Raw genomic sequence first — 19,901 nt, 5'->3', positions numbered from 1 at the left:
AATAGCCTGTCCACTGCCATCCTCCGCTGCGCTTCGTCCTGCGCGCGGTGCGCGCCGGTGCAAGTCCGCACCCCGATGTCGCTGTTTGTCGCTGCGAAGGCCGCGAGAGGCGCGGCTTTGACCAAGCGGGACTATTTGACATGACACACGATCCTGACCTTGAAGGCGATGATGCCACCCAGACCGGGGCAAGCGCCCAGCTCCTCCAGGAAATGCAGCTTTACGGCTATCGCCCGTTCGAGGATGAACCCGATCCCAGGCCCTTGCCCGACGAACGCCTCGCCAGCGGGGCCGTCTCCGACATGTTCGATGGCCTCATCGCCAGCCTGATCGACACCCGGATCGAACCCGATCTTGAAAACCTGCTGTGGAACCTCGTCAACATCTTCCACCGCGCTGCCGAACGGGTCGAGATCGAACTCGATCGCAACGAACAGGATCAGCGCACCCTCCAGCGCGAGCAGGACGGCAGCGAGGTTCGTTCGGTCGAGCTGGAACGCACCATCGCCGAAGGCATCAGTATGATAGAGCGCCGCGACACCATGGAATTCTTCCGCGATACCGCCGCCGAACAGTTCCGCACCCACATGCGCAAGGCCTGGACCCCGCGCACCGGCTCACGCATCAACCATCGCACCCTCACCGCATCGATGATCGACAGCCGCGACTTCCTGGACAAGCGCCTGCGCGAGAAGGCAAATGCGCTGCTGCCCCAGGGCACCCGGGTCGCGTTCAGCGGCGGGCCTTCGTGCAACGATCACCAGCATATCTGGGCAGCACTGGATCGCATCCATGCGCGCCATCCCGACATGGTCCTGCTCCATGGGGCAACCCCGACCGGCGCCGAACGCGCTGCTGCCTGCTGGGCCGAGACCCGCAAGGTGCCACAGGTTGCATTTCGGCCCGACTGGAACCGGCACAAGAAGGCAGCACCGTTTAAGCGGAACGACCGCATGATCGAGGCGATGCCCGTCGGACTGGTCGTCTTCTCGGGCACCGGGATCCAGGACAATCTCGTCGACAAGGCCCGGGCGTTCAACATCCCTGTCTGGGATTTTAGGGTGCCACCGCCAACGTGATGGTCGGCTTTCATCCTGACTTTGCTTGCCATTATGCAGCCAGACTTACACAGTGAGATGACCATGCGAACCGATCTCGATCACCTTCCGGCCAACAAGCAGCGCGAGCTTGAGCGCGTGAAGCAGATCATTTTCGAGGAGTTCGAGGACGCCCTGGCGCTTGCCACGCATCAGTGGAAGAAGAAGGGCCGGATCGAGAAGCTGATCCTTTATGGCAGCTATGCGCGCGGCGGCTGGGTCGATGAGCCGCATACCGCCAAGGGCTATCGCTCCGACTTCGATCTGCTGATCATCGTCAACGACAAGCGGCTCACCGAGCGGGTCGACTACTGGCTGAAGCTCGAGGACCGGCTGATCCGTGAGCTTACCATTGATCGGACCTTGCATACGCCGGTGAATTTCATCGTCCACACGCTTCAGGAGGTGAACGACGGGCTCGCGCATGGGCGGTATTTCTTCATGGATGTGGCGAAGGACGGCATCGCGCTGCACGAGGCGGATGATCGGGAACTGCATACGCCTAAGCCCAAGACGCCCGAGCAGGCGCTGGCGATGGCGCGGGAGTATTTTGACGAATGGTTTCCGAACTCAATGAAGCGGTTCGAGAGTGCCAATTTCTTGATCGAAAAGGGCTATAGTAAGCAGGCAGCGTTCGACCTGCATCAAACTTCTGAATGCCTCTACCATTGCGTGCTGCTGGTTTGTACCTTTTACACGCCGCATATGTGGACGGCCCCTCGCTTACAAGGGTCAAGCAGCAGCTGATCGGATGGTTTGCGTTCATATGTCCGGCCTGTTGGTGCAGCCTCACATGACCGCTGGCCAAGATGGATTCCGCGGCGCGAGTTCCTAACACGTACGCGACCTCTAGGGCCGATGCGGCGTTCGGAGTTTCTTGCGCTCTGGATCGATCGATCACACCATCTGCTTTCTTCTTGCAAGTTTCCGGTTATCGGCCTGGCACGAAGCGCGTGCTGCGCTCCCCGCGACTGGCTGATTTCATGCAGCTCTCGCCAGCGATGTGGCTCCAGCAGGTGCCTGGTAATCCTGGTTGGTGACCATGAGCTTCCACGCGATGCGCGCCATCTTGTTCGCCAAGGCGACCGCGACCAACTTTGGCGGTTTCCGCTTCAGCATCTCGAGGATCCAGGGCGAAGCATGCTTGCTTCGATCATTGCGGATATGGCGGAGCAGCGCTGTAGCTCCGACCACGAGTGTTCGTCTGAGCAGGGCGTCGCCAGCACGGGTTATGCTGCCCAGCTTCACCCGGCCGCCGGTTGAGTGATCACGCGGCGTCAGACCGATCCAGGCGGCGAACGCCCGACCGGACTGGAAGTCTTCCGGTGCCGGCGTCTTTAGTGCCAGCAATGTCGCACCAAGTGTTCCGACACCCGGTATCTGAGCCACCCGCCGACTTCGCGCGTTCGAGCGGTGCCATTCAGCAAGCCTCCCGTTGACTTCCTTAATCCGTGCCCGCAGCAGTGCCAGCTCCTCGGCATGCATTGCGAACAGATCGCGCGCGAGATGCGGGACTTCTGGATCGGCAGCGATACGATCAAGGAGCGGTTCCACGCGGCAGGTTCCGGAGCCAGCGATCAGCCCGAACTCGGCAGCGTGGCCGCGGATCGCGCTGCAGAGCTGAGTGCGCGTTCGGATCAACCGGTCGCGCATTGTGACCAGCATCAAGGCCGCCTGATTGTCCGCCGACTTGATCGGCACGAAGCGCATTGTAGGCCTGCTCATCGCCTCGCAGATCGCTTCTGCATCGGCTGCGTCGTTTTTGCCGCGCTTGATATAAGGCTTGATATAGGCAGGCGGAATCAACTTCACCGAGTGCCCAAAGCCGGTAAGCGTCCGACCCCAGTTGTGCGAAGCGCCACATGCTTCGATCGCCACTTGCGTTGGTGGCAGCTTTGAGAAGAACTCGATCATCTCTTTGCGGCGAAAAGTTTTGCGCAGCACAGGCCTTTCGGCAGCATCGACACCGTGCAGCTGGAACACATGCTTTGACGTGTCCATCCCAATGCGGATAATATCGTTCACGGACGGTCTCCTTCTTGAGGTTTTCAACGACTCAATCTTGGCACATTTGATGCCGTTTGGGGGCCGTCCACCCCAACATGTTCACAATCTCGGCTTTCTCCGAACCCAGGCGGAGCGAATCGACATGCGGCTAGTTGACGCATGGCCCCGCGACTCTCGGGTCGATCGTGCCCGGTTCGAGAAGCTCAAGGAGGCTTACGTGAAGGCCCGGTACTCAAAGCACTATCGCATCACTGATGAGGAGCTGAAATGGCTTGGCACGTGTGTGAAAGAGCTTGGACGAGCTGTTCACGCCGTCTGTGCTGAACGAATTGGTGATCTCGAAGCTCAGCACGAAATTGTTTGAATGGCTTTGGAATTCGCGCGTCCGACCAAAACCTTAAACCCGTGCGGCGAATGCCTGAAATTGGGACTTTCCTGCCGTTCCGACGTAAGGTGTCAAACGGCAGAGCTCGCCAATACCTGACGTCCGGTGCTTCCCCGACTGGCCAACCGAGCGCGACCGGATAGGCCTTCTAAATTGGCTGAGAACGCAACTCGTCGCTTGCTCCGATCCCGCACTGCCTCCACAAGCGTCCTCGTAACGATAGGGAGAGAGAAATTGCTATTCCACACGATGGTAGGCTCTAATGACATCGAGCGATCGCGGCGGTTCTACAACGCGGTTTTGGGTGTTCTGGGTTTGCCAGAGCCGATGATCAACATCGCTGGAAGCGGACATACGCGCCTCTTCTACCCGAACCAGGGCGGAACCAACTTCATCGTTACCCAGCCGATCAACGATGAACCTGCCACCGTGGCGAACGGGAGCACCGTTGCTTTCTCGTGCAATTCGCCCGAGCAAGTTCAGCAATTTCATGATGTAGCCGTAGCCAACGGCGGGACGTCAATCGAAGACGCCCCTGGCCCGCGGGAGTCCGCGATGGGAACTATCCACCTGACTTACGTGCGCGATCCCGACGGCAACAAGCTTTGCGGGATCCACATCCCCGGATAGAGTTTTTTTACCCCTCTCTAGACCGGCCCACCAAGCGATTGGGCGTTTAGTCGGGCCGGTCAACCTCAAGCCATAAGTGGTCAAAAGTGCCGCCGATGTGCTATCGGGGAAGGGGTGTGGGGGCTTCAGGCGCAAGCACAGATTCAATTTGGAACCCTGAACGATTGGGCCTGGGTCGGTTGCCCCGGGTGCCAGCCAGGTCTTCTTGGTCAGTTCGCGTTGCTCGATCAGCGCAACTGACTGTCCTTACTGCCTCTCCGGTTGATTCCTGCGGTGCGCATCTGCCGGTCTCGTATCGACTGGCAGGAGATGCACGTACGAATGCCAGCCAGCGCCTCGCGTCGCGCTTTCGGAATCTCCTCGCCGCAATCGTCACAATATTCGGTGCCCTCGCCAATCGGCAATCGCGCCCGTGCGCTGAGCACCGCGTCTTTCACCGTGTCGTCGATCTGGTCTTGGATCGCACCGTCGCGCGCCCAGCCGTTCGCCATCGTAACGTCTCCTCGTTGAATAGGGCACTGACCATCCACCGGGTCCCATATTGTATCTGGTCGCAGGTCTCCATCTGACCTTGCGAAACTAAATGACCGCGTCTTCGCTGCCCCTTGGAATGCTAGCACCGCCAGACAGCCAGGAGACATCTCACAGGCTAGCCAGCTTCACAGCGCATGTGGGGATCATCCTGCCGCCTGGCAACAGCGCGGTCGACAGTGTCGCACGCGACCGCTGCCCGCATTCGCGACCCGCTTTGTGTTCGGCGCGCAGGGGCGTATACGACATGGGCCATGGCCTAGTGCTGTCACTGAGTGGAGTACAGGCAATTCATATCACGATCTTTGCCCCCTCCAAGGTGCACCTGCTCGAAATTGCCGGCATACGCGATGCGCTGTTCGAAGCCAATTGCAAGATCCGGTCAGGACCGCATTACACCGTCGAACTCGTTACCGAGCATGGGGGCGTTGCAGCCACCGCTTCTGGCGTGAATTACGTGGCTGATGCCAGTATCGACACTGCTGCACCGAACTGCGACACGCTGATCGTCACCGGGCCTTATGGGCTACCTGCGCGCCCTAGTGGCCAAGTGGGACGATGGCTGCAGGATCAGGCGCGGCATTCTCGGCGCTATGGATCGACCTGTACCGGCGCTTTCCTACTCGCGCATGCAGGATTGCTGGCAGGGCGCCGTGCCACGACGCATTGGGAATATGCCGATCGACTGGCGACTGAATTTCCCGACATCCAGGTGGAGCCCGACTGGATATTCGTCCGCGATGGACCCGTGTTCAGTTCAGCCGGGGTGACGGCCGCAATCGATCTGACGTTTGCCCTGATCGAAGAAGACCACGGCCGCGAGCTAGCGCTCTGGGTGGCACGCCGCCTCGTCGTATTTCTCAAACGCCCGGGAGGTCAGTCGCAGTTCAGCGATGCCCTGACCGCTCAGTCTGCCGCCAGCAGTCCGATCGACCGGATCAAGCTGCACATCCTAGAATACCCCCGCGGGGAACTGGCCCTTGAGGCGCTCGCCGAGGTGGCGAGATTGGGACCGCGCCAGCTATCACGGCTATTTCACGCCGAGCTGGGTTCGAGTGCGGCAACCTATGTCGAACTGACGAGGATCGATATTGCCCGGCGTTTGCTGGAAGACAGCAGCGCGCCGCTCAAGACGATCGCGTATGCCGCTGGCTTCGGATCAACGACGACCCTGAGGCGCGCCTTTATGCGCCGGATCGGTGTCACCCCGACAGAATATCGCCAGCGATTTCAGACTGCCGGGTCTGGCGCGGCAGGCAAAGACGAAAGTGCCGCCGATTTGTCCTGAAGCGTCGCTCTGCGGTCATTGAAGGTTTGGCTGGGGGTTCGCATTGTCGAACCTGGAGGCCAGACAATGCGAAATGACCGCGCTGTTTTTTGCGCAAAGATCACCCGGACCGAAGTGCTCGATGGCATCACTGGCGATCCCTGGACGCGCCATGGCGCATGACAGAAACGACGGCAAGGGCCCGCCACAAGGCAATTTTGGATTCAGGCCCAAGCAATGGGACTGCCTGGATCCGCCATCGGACGATTCCGACTCCATTTTGGCTGCATATGGGTTGGCCCTGGACCACGTCGGTGATGGCGTGGTGGTCGCGGACATGCGTCAGCGTGGGCACCCCATCGTCAAGGTCAACGCCGCGTTTGAAGCGATTACCGGCTATGCCGCAGCTGAGGCCATTGGCAAGAATTGCCGCTATCTTCAAGGCAGCGACCGCCTGCAGCCCGAAATCGCTGAAATCCGCGCTGCCCTGACAGAAGGCCGCGCCTGTTCTGTGACGCTACGCAACTACAAGCGCGACGGCACGATGTTCCGTAATGCGCTGCGTCTGGTGCCGCATCGGGATGCATCCGGGCAGATCACCCACTGCGTCGGCCTGATCCGCGATGTCACCTACGCCTCAGGCATCGATCGCCTGACCGGTCTGCTCGACCGCTACGGCCTGCTCGACCGGCTGGCGCTGATCAGCGTGCCCGCAGAATCCGCCGTGCTACTGCTCAAGCTCGACATCATGCGGTTTCACGATGTCAACAATGGCTTCGGCTATGATATCGGTGATGCGCTCTTGCGAGCGGTCGCCGGGCGCCTCGCAACGTTGCCGTCGGTTGCCTTGGCGCGCGTGGGCACAAACAGCTTCACGCTCGCCTTCGAGCTCGGCGATGTCAATCGCGCCGCAAATATGGTCGATGATGTTCTGAACCTGTTGCAGCCCCGCTTCATTCTACCCGGCGCGGCACTGACGGCCCAATTCGCTGCAGGCTACACGGTCGGATCGATCGGGTCGGATCCACTTCAGCTCGTTCGCCAGGCCGCCGCAGCCTTGCAGCGATCCAAAGCGCTGGCGTCACACCCGCCGCATCGCTTTGCTGCGGTAGACGAACGCGACGCCTCCAATCGCATCCGGTTGGCAAATGATCTGCAGGCTGCAATTCCGAATGAGGAACTGCAGTTGCATTATCAGCCTCAGGTGGATCTACTTTCTGGAAACATTGTTGGTGCCGAGGCCTTGCTTCGATGGAACCATGGCGTGTTCGGGCTGCAGTCCCCAAGTCGGTTCATCGGCGTTGCCGAGGAGACAGGCGTGATCCTGGACATCGGAGCATGGGCACTGCGAATGGTTGCTAAGCAGGCAACGCGAGTCAACGACGGACGACGCACACCGATACGTTTTTCGTGCAATGTGTCGGTGCTGGAATTCACCCGCAGGGACATGGTAGCGTTTGTCAAGCAAGTGCTCGCCGATACCGGCTGTCGTCCTGAATGGCTGACCCTTGAGCTCACCGAAAGTCTCATGATGCCCGAGCCTGCGGACGTCTTGCGCGTATTTCGCGACCTGCACGGCTTGGGTGTTGAAATCTCTATCGACGACTTCGGTACCGGATACTCGAATCTGCGGTATCTGGAACGATTTCCTCTGGCCGAGGTCAAGATCGATCGGAGTTTCGTGCGCGACGTGGTGGACAGCCCGGCCAAGCAAGTGATTATCGAGAGCATCATCAAGCTGGGCGAGGCGCTGGATATCCGCGTCGTTGCGGAAGGGATCGAAACAGAAGCCGAGCTCGGCCTCATGCGATCGCTCGGCTGTTCGGTGGGACAAGGCTATTTTTTTTCGCAGCCGATGGATGCCAGCGCTTTTGACGTATTCCTTGGAGATCACGCAGTGTCGCATGAAAAATCTCTACGGGGTCGCCTTCTGGATGTGCTCGGTGACAATTGTGCATAGGGCAAGGCAGGTCGTCCGGGATCATGGTACGCCAGCCATTACGTTTGACCGCATCGGCTTCGCAAACATGCCACGATCCAAATTTGGTGTAGGCCGATCGCACGTACTGGGAACGTCTGCTGTCGGGAAAGGCAGTCGTCAGCAACCTTTACGCTGAACGGCGTAAGTTGTGAAGGGTTTCGGGCGCTTGCGTACGAAAGCCTCCAGTGCAGGAACCCGCGGGCCCCGCGCGCAGGTCTATGGGTAAAGCGGCTTTGGGATGGTTTTTGCGGGTAAGCGCAGCCGATCCGGCGGTGTCGCTGTTGGCCTGATCAACGTGATTTTGTGCGGTGTCAGACTGCTAGCGGCGTTGGTTTTGCTGGCCAGTGTGCCCTGCGCCCGGCTTAAATCCGGGATGGGCACGCGCTGGGTCATCGGTCGGGACACCATGGGTCCGACCGTCGTGCAGGGCGAGCCATGCCGGATCATGGCGCGTGTCTCCGGGCCGAGGATACTGGGGGTGGCGGTGCACGCGGTTGGTAGCAACGGGCAAAGGTCTCGATGATGGTCATGTGCCCGCCGCAGCATGGGCATGGCGGGCGATGGTCGGGCGGTTCTTCCGGTTCGGGCTCCTCGACCGGCGCAGCGCCCCCCAGGAGACTGCGGGCGAGCGCCATGGCGTCCTTGTGCGTCGAACTGGCGAGCAGGCCGTAATGCCGGATGCGATGGAAGCCGCGCGGCAGGACGTGGATCAGGAAGCGGCGGATGAACTCGTCCGTCGCCAGCGTCATGACCTGCTGGCGTTCAGCCCCGCTGCGACGGTAATCCTTGTAACGGAACGTCACGCTGGCATCGTCGAAGGCAAGGAGCCGCTGGTTCGAGATGGCGACGCGGTGGGTGTAGCGCGAGAGATAGGCCAGCACCGCCTGCGGCCCGGCAAAAGGCGGTTTGGCGTAGACCACCCAGCGCTTCTTCCGGATCGGCGACAGATGCCGGAGGAAGACCTTGCGTGTCGCGAGGCCCGCCAAGGTGTTGAAGAAGGCCAGCTTGCCGGCATCGTACAATGCCAGCAGCCGGGTGAGGAACAGCCGGCGGAACAATGCGCCCAGCACACGCACTGGTAGAAGGAACGCCGGGCGCGACGAGACCCACCGCTTGCCGTCTGGCGTGATACCCCCGCCGGGCACGATCATGTGCACATGCGGGTGATGGGTCAGTGCCGATCCCCACGTATGCAATACGGCGGTGATGCCGACGCGCGCGCCGAGGTGCCTGGGATCGGCGGCGATGGTCAGCATCGTGTCCGCAGCCGCGCGGAACAGCAGGTCATAGACCACCGCCTTGTTCTGCCACGCGATATCCGCGACCTCGGCCGGCAGCGTGAACACGACGTGGAAGTATCCCACGGGCAGCAGATCGGCCTCGCGCGCGGCCAGCCAGGTGCGCGCCGCCGCACCCTGGCACTTGGGGCAATGCCGGTTGCGGCAGGAGTTGTAGGCGATCCGCCAGTGCCCGCAGTCGTCGCAGGCCTCGACGTGACCGCCAAGGGCTGCGGTGCGGCAGGTCTCGATCGCCGTCATGACCTTGAGCTGGCCGAGGCTCAGATGGCCGGCATGGGCTGCGCGATACGCGGGCCCGGCACTCCGCAAGATGTCGGCGACCTCGATCGAGGTGCGCACCGGTTCAACCGGGCGGCGATGCCGTTCGCTTGGGGCCTTCCATCAGGCTGAAGATGCGGTCGAGCGGGCTCGCCACCGCCTGCATCGTCCTGGTCGATACCTTGGTGTAGATGGCGGTGGTACCGATCTTGGTGTGCCCAAGCAGGACCTGGATCACGCGGATGTCGACATCCTGCTCGAGCAGGTGAGTGGCAAAGCTGTGGCGCAGGGTATGCGGGCTCACGCGTTTGCGGATCCCGGCGAACTCAGCCGCCTCATGCACGGCGCGGTGCAACTGGCGTGCCGAGATCGGGTCGGTGCAACTGCGCCCCGGGAATAACCAGCCGTGCGGTAACATGACCCCGCGCCGCTTGCCTTCACGCCACCATTGCCGAAGCAGATCCAGCAGATGCGGCGAGAGCATGGCGTTACGATCCTTGCGCCCCTTGCCCTGCTCGACCCGGATCAGCATGCGCGTGCTGTCGATATCGTCAACCTTCAGGTGGGCAATCTCGGACACGCGCAGACCCGCGCCATAGGCCACGCCGAACGCTGCCTTGTACTTGATGCCCGGTGCAGCCTCGATCAGCCGCGCAGCCTCCTCGACGCTCAGAACCTCGCGCAGCTTGGGTGTGCAGCGAACGACAACAAGTCCCAGTGCCATCTCCGGCCGCTTGAGGGTTATACCGAACAGGAAACGCAATGCCGATACAGCCCCGTTGATGGTTGCTGGACTGATGGCACGCTCATGCTGAGCGATCTGATAGCGCCGGAGGTCTTCGATCGTGGCCGTATCGGGTGGTCGGCCGAGAAACGCGGCAAATGACCGGACGTGCCGGATATAGTCCTTCTGCGTGTGCTCCCCAAAGCTACGCATCGTCATGTCCTGCAACATACGCTCGCGCAAGGCATTGTTCGGGGCAGCGGTAGTGATGGTATCCATGGTGCGTTCCTTTCCGTTGAAGGAACTCCACCCTCACAAGCGACTTCGCCGCTCTCAAAGCCTCAACAATACTACGCTACGTCACCCCAAGCGACTCTCCCGCGAAGCGGGTTCGTGCACTGGGTCGGTAGCCGACGCCCGAACTGGACAACGGTACAAACCCTTTTTCCACTTCCAGCGGCAGGTCCATGCCTCGTGCTCCGGGCAAGAATAGCGCGCATTGTTACGCCGCCCATTGGACTGGATCATTCTCAAGGCCGATGAGGGCGAGGCCATGGGCAATGGATGTCAACTCGTCGCCTGTAGCAATCCGTTCCTGACCGAACTTTCGCTCGAACAATTTGTGGATGGCAGGGATCAGCGATGATCCTCCGGTCAGGAAGATCCTGTCAATGTCGCTGGTTGTGACGCCTGCATTTTTGAGTGTGCTGTCCATCGCAGCTTCGATGCGCTTGAGGTCAGTTGCGATCCACTGTTCGAAGCGGCTGCGCTCGGACATCGGCCGATATTTCGATGCCGCCTCCGGTGAATGCAAACTTTGCTTTGTCGTTTTCGGATAGGGCGCGCTTGAGCTGGCCGACGGCATCATAGAGCGCAAAGCCCTGCTCATTCTCGATCAGGGCGATCATCCTGCCGATCTGTTCCGGGTCGATGGCGTCACGCTGTAGTCTGCGCAGTTCGTCGAGCGTCTTGCGGCTGCGCATCAGCGCAAGTCTCGACCAGTTGCCGAAATCTGTGAAATACCCTCCCGGAATATCGAGCACCTTACCGAACGATCTGTAATGGCCGCCCTTGCCCAGTAGCGGCAGCACCAGCTGGTCGATAATGCGATAGTCGAACTGGTCTCCGGCAATCGCAATCCCCGCTTGAGCCAGCGGTGTGCAGCGCTGAGGTGCGTCCGGCTCTGCAATGCTAACCACCGAGAAGTCGGGCGTGCCGCCACCAAAATCCGCCACCAGGATGGTCGCTGGCCTGTCGAGCCGGGTGGCATAACTGTGCGCCGCGCCCAGGGGTTCATAAACATAGATGAGTTCGGTGCCGAACGCCTCGAACATCAGGTTGTAGCGCTGGCGGGCCAGCTGCGCATCAGCTCGCGCGCCTGCGTATTCAACAGGTCTGCCGATGATGATCCTGTCTGGCAGGGGCTTCAGGGCATCGCCCGCATGGCTGACCAGATGCTGCAGAAAGGTGCGGCCAAGCTCTTCGAAGCCATACGGCCGGTTATAGATCAGCGTCCGCTCGAACAGCGGGCTTGCTGCCACGCTTTTGAAAGACTGGATGAACCGGCAGTCGAGCGGGGACTGCAGATATTCCTCTATCGCCCATGGCCCTGCCTCGTGTGCGACACCGCGCCAGGCCCGCTCGTTTTCCCAGAAGCGCAAAGCCGACCTGAATTCGGCGCTCGACGCTCCGTCTGGCCCGAACTGAACCAGCCGCGTGTCACCATCTGCATCGCCCAGGGCTACAACGGTGTTCGTCGTGCCAAAATCGAGGCCGACTGCTTCTGCCGTCAGACTGTCGGTCATGACCTGTCCTCGTGTCCTGTTCATTCCAGCCTGGTTTGGGCGGGCGAGGGCATTTGCACAGCCCCCGGAAACGGGCAAGCATGGCTTGCCTGGCCGGGCGGCTCGCAGGGCAGGTATCGCGCCTGGCTCGGGAGGGGGCAGGTCTCTGGTGCATGCCGGAGAGGGCACAGCCCGTTCAGCTGAACAGCCATAGCAGCAGGCCTGCCGGACCCGCCGCTGTCAAGACTGCGAGGATCCAGAACTCCCAGCGGGACACGGGTTTGTCATTGGGGCTGGGCCAGTCGCGAGGCATGTCGTCAACTTCCTCTTTCAGGTCAGAGAAGCAGCGGCGTGTCGGCGGTGCGGCGGCTCGACCAAGGCTCGCTGGTCTGATCGACACGCAGCCGGTCTGCAGGATACTGGCGCAGCATCGCCATCGCTTCTGCTGCTGGCGCATGCAGCCAGCGATCATGCTCGTCAGCCTCCAGGATCACCGGCATCCTGTCATGGATGTGCCACAGCTCCCTGGTCGCATCGACCATCACACCGGTATAGCAGTCGCCCCATTCGTCGCTCGGTCGCCAAAGACCTGCCCAGGCGGCAAGCGGCTGATCGGCAACGCTGATCCAGGTCTTTGTCATCCGTCCTGTCTCGCCTTCGGCCTCGGCAAAGGCCGTGAACGGGATGAGGCAGCGGTATTGCGTGTCCGTGAACCACTTCTTCCACATGCCGTGGGCTGACATCAGCTTGTCGTCGCGCGCATTGTTGACCGGGTTCGGCTTGTTGGGCTTGCCTGTCTTGCGGTTTACCGAATGTCGCGGAAAGCCCCATGTCATGGCCTCAAGCAACCGCTCTTCGTTCTCTTCCCGGATAACGAACCCCTGATATCCGGGATAGACATCGCCAGAGCTAGCATTTGTGTTCCCGCCAATCCGGGCGAAAAAAGTCTGGGCAACTTCCGCGATCGACGTCTTCAGCGTCACAAGATTGCACATCGACTAGCCTCCCGGTGCACAGCCAGACTCGCCGCCCCGGCATCAATGCCGGGAGCGGACCGTCTTGCACCAATGTTCGGGCACCAGGTCGCGAATGTCCAGCCGCACCATTTGCTGTCTTCACAGGCGACAGGCTCAGGGTGGCGAGGGGGGAGCTTGTGCTCATCGGCAGTGGAGACAGGGTTCAGCTGCGAAACCGGCTTATCGCGCGCTTCCATTCGCACTCGGGCGGAAAGGCAAGCTCGATATCACCTGCGCTCTGGCGGACCAGATCCAGGCAGACCGGGCGCACCCGCTTGCGTTGCGGCAGGCTGCAGCTGCGGCACCAGAAATGCTCGCGGGCAGGCTTGAGCCGATCGTCCCACGATCTCTTGTGAAAATGCCACCAAAGGCCATGCGGATTAAATGTCGCGCTGTGCCCGCAGCGGCAGACCGGGCGAACCGCGTAATGCCAGGCAGCCGCCTCGAACAGGCAGGTCGCAATGCGCATGCCGTCACGTGTCCAGCCACCCATCTCACAGACCGAGTTCGGGCTGCTCGTCCTTTTCAGGCCCCTGTTGCCCATCCATCAGCGCCTCGGCCACCGACCGCGCCAGCTCCTGCGCGGCATCGTCGCGAATATGGCGGGCAGGCGCGGTTATGCCAACGCGCGCCCAGCCGGGGGCAGCGAGAATCGCGCTGGCCATGTCTTGAATGTCGAATCGGGTCATGGTGCGATAAGAACAAAAATAGAACATTTATGCAAGGCGGTTTGCCTGGGTGTGCCCCAGGCGGTCATCATGTTGGGCAGGTACGCCCTGAGCCGTCGGCTCAGGAAGGGGGGCGCGATTGCGAACCAAGGGGCTTCGGCTTGCACCTTACGGGGCAGTTGCGTTAGCGCAGAAGAATGTCGATCACCCTTTTTCTCCTCTCGGCCATCCCTTCCGGCCAGAGTTTTGTCTGCACGCCAACCGCGGTCTGGGATGGCGATGGGCCGATCTGGTGCGCAGAGGGACCGCGTATTCGGCTGTCGGGCATAGCCGCACGCGAAATGGATGGCAGTTGCAGTCCTGGCCATCCCTGCCCGGAGGCCGAGCCGGTTGCATCCCGTGATCATCTCGTGTCGCTTGTCGGTGAGCCCGCAGGCACCAATGCAACCGGTCATGTCCTGGTGCGGGGCCCTGCCATGCGCTGCACCTCGAAGGGAGGGGCCGGGGGCAATCGTACGGCTGCTTTTTGCGTGTCACCGCGTTCAGGCGACCTGTCCTGTGCCATGGTTCGCGATGGCTATGCCGCGCTCTGGGACAAGTATTGGGCTGGTCACCGCTGCGATTGAACTGGCACAGCGCCAGCGCGCGTGGCATGCTGTGCCCATGGGAAAAAGGCTGGTGCATCTCCTCCTTCGGTTCGCCATCGTCCAGATAGCCGTGGTGCCGGCGATCGGCCTGGCCCATCCCGGTGGCCTTGCTGCGGACGGATGCCATAACGATCGCAAGAACGGCGGCAGGCATTGCCATGGCGGTGCATCCCGAAGCGCCGCGCCAGCTGCGCGACCGCAGCGCCTCTCCGGCGATGTCTATTTTGCCAATTGTGCAGCAGCCCGCGCTGCCGGAGCAGCGCCGGTACGAATTGGTTCACCCGGCTACGGGCGCCATCTGGACCGCGATGGGGACGGGGTCGGCTGCGAATGACGCGATCGGCAGAGCCTGAAGGGTGCTTTCCCTCACGGACCGTCCGGAGCTCGTTCCGGTTTGCTATGGTCGCCCTTAGTGACTGACGAGCAGCACCTGTGGGCCTGCGCGTTCGCAGTCGAAAAGCGCTATGGCACAGGCGCACCTCTCCATGTCGCCGAACGTATCGGAACGCTTGCGGACGGAGGCGATACGGACGGAGTTGCTATGTGGCAGGCCATTGCGGTGCGGCTAGACCGGTTGCGGCGCGGCGATGCGCCGAGCAAGGTTGCGATTGAGGAAGCTGCGTTCAACTGAACTTTGTGGTTAGCAGTTGGCGCCATTGGTCACCCTCTTGCCCTGGACCACACCATGTCTTCCGCCTTTTTGAGGGCCCTGCTTGCCTTGGCCGTCAACCCCATTCGGGGTTCGCCCTCGCGTTCCGCTCGGTGACGGCGGCAGCCGCACCCTCCTTTTGGCGTCATCGGGGATGGTCCCCGAGCAACCGAAGGAGACTTATCATGGCAACAATTGCAAACCTCACCGTCAAGGCAGACGACAGCTTCGAAGGCACGCTTGCCACCCTCAACGTTACCGCGCCGATCGCCATCATCCCCAACGGCCGCAAGGCCAAGGACAGCGAACCCGATTATCGCATCGTCTCGCGCAAGAACGGCTTCGAGCTCGGCGCCGGCTGGAAGCGCTTTTCGCAGAACACCGGCGCGGAATATGTGTCGGTGTCGCTCTCGGCCCCCGAGTTCGGCACCATCTACGGCAACATCGCCAATGCACCCGGTGACGATCCGATGAAGAAAGTCATCATCTGGAACCCGCCTAGCTGAACTTCCTGCAGACCCCGCCGGCTGGCGGGGTCTGTTTTCTCAAGGAGCTTCTCCCCGGAGAGGGATCCCTATCTTGCAAACTCGGGGCAGGAATTCAGGTTTCAATCCGCAGTATAAACAATGGCTTTGAATTCAGAGCGCCAGCGCTTTGGCCAGATCATCATGCTCGAATGCACTGGCCATGCGCTTGATCTCCGGTGGCCGCGCGCCATTCTGCTCCGCGACCCTGGCCCAGTTGCGCACCACCAGTGCGACCTGGCTGACAATTTCTTTCGCCTGAGCGGCTTTCAGCCCGAAATATTCCGCGACCGAGAGGGCAAGCCCCAGATCGCAAGTTGCCTCATCGAGCGAGATGTTGGTCGACAAAACCCGCGCCTTCAGGTCGGTCGGCACTGGATTGAGATCATAGGCCGGCGACAAGACCCAGCCAGCGCGGTCCTGCCAGAGGAACCCATGATTGCGGCCATGATCATCGACATTGGAGACAAGGACATTGAAGATCATTCGCCGGTAGAGCTCGGCCGCGTCAGCCGCCGCATTTGCACCATAGCGGGTCAGCACGTCGACGAGTTCAGGATAGCTGGCGCGCTCGCCATCTCTGATGCCCATCATCGACAGCGCCGACACAAACGGGATGCGGCGCTCGCCGTCGCGATCGAACCGGCGCGAGATGAGGACGGGCTTTCCGACCACCTCGTGAAGTGCAAAGTCGGCCACCGCGATCCCGGCTTGCCTTGCAAGGTCGAGAGCGATCGCTTCCCACAGCTCGATGCGATAGTCATCGGTCTCCTTGGCGAACTTGGCGATCGATAAGGCTCCATGCTGGTCGAGCACGGAGGCCTTGGGTCGCGCTCCGCCCAGCGACGAGCCGGGAGCGAAGATCATGCGCAGATCCTCTTCGCTTTCCTCGTCGCGCTCGATCCTTTCCGTAACGGCGAGCAGATTACCAAGATCCACAAGACCGGGCACCCCCGCACCCTGCTCGGCGAGAAAGGGGCCGTCCCCCGCATCGCGAAAGCGCAAGGCGCCGAGGCGCGCGCGGTCTGAAACCCCGAGCAGATAATCGAGCTCAGTCAATGTGCGCGGATTTCGTCCTTCGCGGTCCGCTCGCTTGCGCTCGGCGCGTTGCATGAGCCTCCGTCCCCAGGTGTCAGGTGCAGAATCTCCGATCGAGCCATAGAGGCCAGCGGGCGGGGCATAAGCACCGCGGCCAAGCTGAAGTGCCGGCTCGAGTGAAAAAGCCTCGACATCGCCGAGCCAGTCAGGGTGATATTCAAATACGACAGGGGCGCGGTCGCCACCACGCCCGGGGGCGTAAAGCGTGCCGACTCGACGGGTGGATTGGGCAAGTGCGATATGGACTTCAACGTCAGCCATTGTCGGGCGCGCTCGCCTTGCGACGCTTGATCCGCGCACGCTCGGGCAGGGCTTCTGCCGTCAGGAGCTGGCCAGTCTTGTCGCTGGCTGGATCGGCGAGCGCGCCGAGGCCGTCGAGCATACCCATAGCCTGCAGGACGGCGGCGTAAATGCCCATGCCAACTCCGGGATCGCCAGCTTCAATGCGCCGAAGCGTCGGACGCGTGGTAAACGCGCGACTGGCAACCACGTCAGCAGGCAGGCTGCGGCGCAGTCTGGCCTCGCGCAGGTCAGCACCCAATTTGGCGAGCGCGCGTCGTACCGCGATTGAGGGCATGTGGGGACTAGGCATTGGAAACATCGCTTTCCGTTATATACGTTTTGCGTAATAGGATGTGTTCACTAACTCAAGAATAAAGTTGGGAACCGAACGATGGTGTGATCTTTGGGGAGTCTTGCATGTTCCCGCAGTCAGTGCATCCAGCGCTAACCGATCATGGCACTCCATTGCCCAGATGTCGTGCGCTCCATTAGAGACAGAGTTCATGTAGGGACCAACAGTAAATTCGGTAGCTGCCAACAGGTTAATGGGTAGACCCGGATGTCGGCTTTCCCGCTTCCTGCGCTCTGAACTGGACAGGCGGACGGCCCTTCAAATGCGGAACCAGAGCTGCCGAGCAGCCACACTGTAGAAAATCGCTCCGCTTCCTGTCGTCCGAGGCGACCAAACCTTGCGGCTTATTCGGGCCACGCCGCGTGTTGATGAAGGTCCGGGTCTGGGAAATTTCTGCCATTGGCTGGCTACACCGGGAACGACCGGTTCCACTAATGCCAGCCAGTCCTGACACGGCGACGTTAGCTCCAACAAACAGAGCAACGGGGTCATCTAGTGATAGCGGTATCCTGCGCGCGAAATCGAAAGGCTGCCACATTCTGCATAGCGGTGGAAAGTAAGTCGGTCTGACCAACGTTCGTGGCGCGTGCTCACCAGGCCTTCCTATGTGCCCTGTACGGGCAATCCGCAGCCCTTGGCGGGCTATCAAACTCCTAGATCCCTCAGGCTCTTCTCAATCGTCTCGCGGCCGTGTGTCAAGCTGAAGGGGAATGAACGAAAAAAGGCAGCAGAACTAATTCTCGGGTCCGTGGCTCTGGCGCGTTGCAGCCAATAAAGCGCTTCGGACTTTCGCCCGGCGAGCTGCGCCGTGAATGCTGCAATCAGCTTGATGTGCTGATGCGCTCCGGTCATTAGTGCAGCTCGGTTACCGAGCTTGGCTGCTTTCTCGAAATCATTGCGCTGGACTTCGATCAGGGCCTGACTTGCGACCATGGCGTATGCCAAGGGATCGAGCGGGCTGAGTTCGAGGGCCAGCGCCAGGTCGATGTCGGCCCGCTCGACATCTCCGACCATCGTCCCGACCAGACCCCGGTTGTAAATTCCTTGCGCAAAATTCGGGCTCAGGTCCGTTGATCGGTCGAACCATGCGATCGATTGTTCCAGCCGGCCCTCAAGCCACAGGCTGCGGCCGACGCTGAAACAGGCGAAAGGATCCAGTCGGTCGGCTTCCACCGCGCGAAGGGCCAGCAAGCTGGCAGCTTCCATCTCTGCCACCGGATCGCGTGAAAAACCGAGAAACGTGCTTTGGAAATGGGTGAATGAAAGCCCACTCAAGGCCCGCGAAAAATGAGGGTCGAGGATCAGGGATTGCTCGAACAGTTGTGCTGCGCGGGCGTTGTTTAACTGGGTGAAGCGGTACATGTGATCGAGCCCGAGGTGATAACTTGACCATGCGTCGAGCTCGGCGGCTGGTCTTGAGCGGGCCATTCGGACTTCATTGCGAGGAATGTGGATCTCCAGTGCCGCCACCACCTGAGCCTCGATGTCTGGACGCATCTGCTGCAGGTCGTTGATTGGGCCGCGGAAGACCTCAGCCCAGATGGTCTGTCCATCCTGGCTATCGACTAGCGCAATAGCCACCTTGATCTGATGCCCCTGCAGTTCCACCGCGCCCGTAAGGCAATAGCGGGTGCCAAGTGCTTGCCCCACGGCAATCGGGTCCGCGTCAGCGCCCCGAAACCGGAAGCTCGATCCGCGCGCTATGACGAACAGCCAAGCCAGCCGCGACAGATCCATGATGATGTCTGCCGGCAGCGCATCGGCGATGATATCATACGGAGCTGGGACGCCGTCGAGCACGAACGGTAGCACCGCGATCGAAGGCTTTCCATTCTTTGCGCTCTCGCAGCCGGGCTCAATGATCTGGCGGGAGGCCGTCATCGCGGTGGCGAGGGGCGGGGCAGATATGCGCGCAACCACCTGAACGTCTCCCACAAAGCGGAAACCTTTGCCGTGGATCGTCCGGACCAATCGTTGGCGACTGCCATCGTCACCAATCAGTTTTCGCAGCGTCTTGATCGCGGCCGCGACCGCCGATTCTGAAACCACGCGTCCGCCCCAGACAGCATCGATAATTTCGTCCTTCTCCACGAGCCGCCCGCTGTTTGTGACCAGGAGCAGCAGCAGTGAGAGGATTTGCGCCGGCACATGGACGTGTTCGCTATGCCTTCGGAGTTCAAAGCAGGCGCAATCCAGTTCGAACCCTTCGAAACGGAAGATCTGATCCGATTCCGGCAAAGCAGGACCTTCCTGTGAAAATGTCAGGAAATGCTCATGGATATTCATGCCGCCGTCAAGCTTGGTCGATGTCGAAAGGGTACTTCCCTTGGGTAGGAAGCCACCGCTTCTGAACCCGAATCGAGGAGACCGCCGATGCCGCTTGTTACAATCGAGGTGATCAGGGATGTGTTCACCAGCGACCAGAAGACCGCGTTGATCGAAAAAGTTACCGATGCGATGGTCGCAGTGGAGGGCGAGGCCCTTCGCCCGGTCACCTGGGTCCGTATCGTCGAGATCGAGCAGGGCAACTGGGCAATAGGCGGACAGTGCCTGAGCGCAGCCGATGTTCAGGCCATGACGATTGCTGCGCCGTCGTGACGCAGAACGGAGTCGTTATGCCATTGAGATTGGGACCGGAGCGGGACTGGTCGAAGCGGTAGCGGCGCATGGACGCCGATTGGTATTGTCATCCTGCGGCACTGG

18 protein-coding genes and 3 pseudogenes are annotated in these 19,901 nt (G+C 61.0%); 10 read left to right on the top strand and 11 right to left on the bottom strand.

What is annotated here, in order from left to right; translation table 11 throughout:
* Nucleotides 1-140 precede the first annotated feature (140 nt).
* A complete protein-coding gene (locus B5J99_RS01430; protein WP_117351241.1) occupies nt 141-1,079 on the top strand; it encodes a DUF2493 domain-containing protein in 939 nt (312 codons plus the stop codon).
* A 63-nt stretch (nt 1,080-1,142) separates the two neighbouring features.
* A pseudogene (locus tag B5J99_RS01425) lies at nt 1,143-1,805 on the top strand (nucleotidyltransferase domain-containing protein); the annotation flags it as partial.
* 273 nt (nt 1,806-2,078) lie between these two features.
* Here B5J99_RS01425 and B5J99_RS01420 read toward each other — a convergent pair.
* The gene (locus tag B5J99_RS01420) at nt 2,079-3,122 is read right to left on the bottom strand and encodes an IS110 family RNA-guided transposase (RefSeq protein ID WP_117351240.1); all 1,044 of its coding nucleotides are present in this window, start codon (nt 3,120-3,122) and stop codon (nt 2,079-2,081) included.
* Between the two features lie 76 nt (nt 3,123-3,198).
* Between B5J99_RS01420 and B5J99_RS19760 the strand changes: the two are divergent.
* Both B5J99_RS19760 and B5J99_RS01410 read left to right on the top strand, forming a co-directional pair.
* Nucleotides 3,199-3,468: pseudogene (locus B5J99_RS19760) on the top strand (HEPN domain-containing protein); the annotation flags it as partial.
* A gap of 255 nt (nt 3,469-3,723) precedes the next feature.
* Nucleotides 3,724-4,119, top strand: coding sequence for a VOC family protein (locus B5J99_RS01410; RefSeq protein WP_117353293.1), 396 nt, complete (start codon nt 3,724-3,726; stop codon nt 4,117-4,119).
* Between the two features lie 227 nt (nt 4,120-4,346).
* On the opposite strand, the gene B5J99_RS01405 is transcribed toward B5J99_RS01410, so the two are convergent.
* A complete protein-coding gene (locus B5J99_RS01405) occupies nt 4,347-4,610 on the bottom strand; it encodes a DksA/TraR family C4-type zinc finger protein (RefSeq protein ID WP_117351239.1) in 264 nt (87 codons plus the stop codon).
* A 287-nt stretch (nt 4,611-4,897) separates the two neighbouring features.
* On the opposite strand from B5J99_RS01405, the gene B5J99_RS01400 reads away from it, so the two are divergent.
* The gene (locus B5J99_RS01400) at nt 4,898-5,938 is read left to right on the top strand and encodes a GlxA family transcriptional regulator (protein ID WP_245991709.1); all 1,041 of its coding nucleotides are present in this window, start codon (nt 4,898-4,900) and stop codon (nt 5,936-5,938) included.
* 73 nt (nt 5,939-6,011) lie between these two features.
* On the top strand, nt 6,012-7,877 hold the full coding sequence (locus B5J99_RS01395) for a GGDEF domain-containing phosphodiesterase (protein ID WP_117351238.1): 1,866 nt from the start codon (nt 6,012-6,014) through the stop codon (nt 7,875-7,877).
* Nucleotides 7,878-8,341: 464 nt separating this feature from the next.
* Here the strand turns inward: B5J99_RS01395 and B5J99_RS01390 are convergent, their stop codons facing one another.
* The 6 genes and pseudogenes from B5J99_RS01390 to B5J99_RS01365 form a co-directional block, all read right to left on the bottom strand.
* Nucleotides 8,342-9,535 carry an IS91 family transposase gene (locus tag B5J99_RS01390; RefSeq protein WP_054135461.1) on the bottom strand — a complete coding sequence of 398 codons (1,194 nt, stop codon included), beginning with the start codon at nt 9,533-9,535 and terminating at the stop codon, nt 8,342-8,344.
* A 4-nt stretch (nt 9,536-9,539) separates the two neighbouring features.
* Nucleotides 9,540-10,457, bottom strand: a complete 918-nt coding sequence (locus B5J99_RS01385) for a tyrosine-type recombinase/integrase (protein ID WP_054135460.1) — start codon at nt 10,455-10,457, stop codon at nt 9,540-9,542.
* 223 nt (nt 10,458-10,680) lie between these two features.
* Nucleotides 10,681-11,983, bottom strand: a pseudogene (locus B5J99_RS01380) (Hsp70 family protein).
* Between the two features lie 314 nt (nt 11,984-12,297).
* Complete coding sequence (locus B5J99_RS01375) at nt 12,298-12,957, bottom strand: SOS response-associated peptidase (RefSeq protein WP_117351237.1); 660 nt, start codon at nt 12,955-12,957, stop codon at nt 12,298-12,300.
* 184 nt (nt 12,958-13,141) lie between these two features.
* Nucleotides 13,142-13,447 carry a hypothetical protein gene (locus B5J99_RS01370; RefSeq protein ID WP_245991708.1) on the bottom strand — a complete coding sequence of 102 codons (306 nt, stop codon included), beginning with the start codon at nt 13,445-13,447 and terminating at the stop codon, nt 13,142-13,144.
* A 25-nt stretch (nt 13,448-13,472) separates the two neighbouring features.
* Entirely contained in the window at nt 13,473-13,643 is a 171-nt protein-coding gene (locus B5J99_RS01365; protein ID WP_245991707.1) for a DUF6771 family protein, read from the bottom strand.
* A 348-nt stretch (nt 13,644-13,991) separates the two neighbouring features.
* Between B5J99_RS01365 and B5J99_RS20025 the strand changes: the two genes are divergently transcribed.
* The 3 genes from B5J99_RS20025 to B5J99_RS01345 all read left to right on the top strand — a co-directional run bounded on the left by B5J99_RS20025 (nt 13,992) and on the right by B5J99_RS01345 (nt 15,448).
* A complete protein-coding gene (locus tag B5J99_RS20025) occupies nt 13,992-14,627 on the top strand; it encodes an excalibur calcium-binding domain-containing protein (protein ID WP_342768889.1) in 636 nt (211 codons plus the stop codon).
* A 78-nt stretch (nt 14,628-14,705) separates the two neighbouring features.
* Complete coding sequence (locus tag B5J99_RS01350; RefSeq protein WP_117351233.1) at nt 14,706-14,924, top strand: DUF6961 family protein; 219 nt, start codon at nt 14,706-14,708, stop codon at nt 14,922-14,924.
* 203 nt (nt 14,925-15,127) lie between these two features.
* Nucleotides 15,128-15,448 carry a DUF736 domain-containing protein gene (locus tag B5J99_RS01345; protein ID WP_069049274.1) on the top strand — a complete coding sequence of 107 codons (321 nt, stop codon included), beginning with the start codon at nt 15,128-15,130 and terminating at the stop codon, nt 15,446-15,448.
* A gap of 132 nt (nt 15,449-15,580) precedes the next feature.
* Here B5J99_RS01345 and B5J99_RS01340 read toward each other — a convergent pair whose 3' ends face one another.
* The 3 genes from B5J99_RS01340 to B5J99_RS01330 all read right to left on the bottom strand — a co-directional run bounded on the left by B5J99_RS01340 (nt 15,581) and on the right by B5J99_RS01330 (nt 19,484).
* Nucleotides 15,581-16,825, bottom strand: coding sequence for a type II toxin-antitoxin system HipA family toxin (locus B5J99_RS01340; protein WP_117351232.1), 1,245 nt, complete (start codon nt 16,823-16,825; stop codon nt 15,581-15,583).
* The gene (locus B5J99_RS01335; RefSeq protein ID WP_117351231.1) at nt 16,818-17,156 is read right to left on the bottom strand and encodes a helix-turn-helix domain-containing protein; all 339 of its coding nucleotides are present in this window, start codon (nt 17,154-17,156) and stop codon (nt 16,818-16,820) included. Before B5J99_RS01335 ends, B5J99_RS01340 begins: the two co-directional genes overlap by 8 nt.
* A 687-nt stretch (nt 17,157-17,843) precedes the next feature.
* Nucleotides 17,844-19,484 (bottom strand): winged helix-turn-helix domain-containing tetratricopeptide repeat protein, encoded by a 1,641-nt coding sequence (locus tag B5J99_RS01330; RefSeq protein WP_117351230.1) that lies wholly within the window; start codon nt 19,482-19,484, stop codon nt 17,844-17,846.
* Nucleotides 19,485-19,571: 87 nt separating this feature from the next.
* Here B5J99_RS01330 and B5J99_RS01325 point away from each other — a divergent pair, with 87 nt between their 5' ends.
* Nucleotides 19,572-19,796 carry a tautomerase family protein gene (locus B5J99_RS01325; RefSeq protein WP_117351229.1) on the top strand — a complete coding sequence of 75 codons (225 nt, stop codon included), beginning with the start codon at nt 19,572-19,574 and terminating at the stop codon, nt 19,794-19,796.
* The last annotated feature ends 105 nt before the right edge of the window (nt 19,797-19,901 follow it).

It is taken from the genome of Blastomonas fulva (assembly GCF_003431825.1).
In the GTDB taxonomy this organism is placed as follows: Bacteria; Pseudomonadota; Alphaproteobacteria; order Sphingomonadales; family Sphingomonadaceae; genus Blastomonas; species Blastomonas fulva.
This window is presented reverse-complemented; position numbering and strand designations above follow the sequence as displayed.

Excerpts from the sequence above, each read along its gene's own strand:
- B5J99_RS01430 (WP_117351241.1), top strand. The coding sequence starts at position 141 with ATGACACACGATCCTGACCTTGAAGGCGATGATGCCACCCAGACCGGG.
- B5J99_RS01405 (WP_117351239.1), bottom strand. The coding sequence starts at position 4,610 with ATGGCGAACGGCTGGGCGCGCGACGGTGCGATCCAAGACCAGATCGAC.
- B5J99_RS01400 (WP_245991709.1), top strand. The coding sequence starts at position 4,898 with ATGGGCCATGGCCTAGTGCTGTCACTGAGTGGAGTACAGGCAATTCAT.
- B5J99_RS01395 (WP_117351238.1), top strand. The coding sequence starts at position 6,012 with ATGACCGCGCTGTTTTTTGCGCAAAGATCACCCGGACCGAAGTGCTCG.
- B5J99_RS01385 (WP_054135460.1), bottom strand. The coding sequence starts at position 10,457 with ATGGATACCATCACTACCGCTGCCCCGAACAATGCCTTGCGCGAGCGT.
- B5J99_RS01375 (WP_117351237.1), bottom strand. The coding sequence starts at position 12,957 with ATGTGCAATCTTGTGACGCTGAAGACGTCGATCGCGGAAGTTGCCCAG.
- B5J99_RS01370 (WP_245991708.1), bottom strand. The coding sequence starts at position 13,447 with ATGCGCATTGCGACCTGCCTGTTCGAGGCGGCTGCCTGGCATTACGCG.
- B5J99_RS01365 (WP_245991707.1), bottom strand. The coding sequence starts at position 13,643 with ATGGCCAGCGCGATTCTCGCTGCCCCCGGCTGGGCGCGCGTTGGCATA.
- B5J99_RS20025 (WP_342768889.1), top strand. The coding sequence starts at position 13,992 with ATGGCAGTTGCAGTCCTGGCCATCCCTGCCCGGAGGCCGAGCCGGTTG.
- B5J99_RS01345 (WP_069049274.1), top strand. The coding sequence starts at position 15,128 with ATGGCAACAATTGCAAACCTCACCGTCAAGGCAGACGACAGCTTCGAA.
- B5J99_RS01340 (WP_117351232.1), bottom strand. The coding sequence starts at position 16,825 with ATGGCTGACGTTGAAGTCCATATCGCACTTGCCCAATCCACCCGTCGA.
- B5J99_RS01335 (WP_117351231.1), bottom strand. The coding sequence starts at position 17,156 with ATGCCTAGTCCCCACATGCCCTCAATCGCGGTACGACGCGCGCTCGCC.
- B5J99_RS01330 (WP_117351230.1), bottom strand. The coding sequence starts at position 19,484 with ATGAATATCCATGAGCATTTCCTGACATTTTCACAGGAAGGTCCTGCT.
- B5J99_RS01325 (WP_117351229.1), top strand. The coding sequence starts at position 19,572 with ATGCCGCTTGTTACAATCGAGGTGATCAGGGATGTGTTCACCAGCGAC.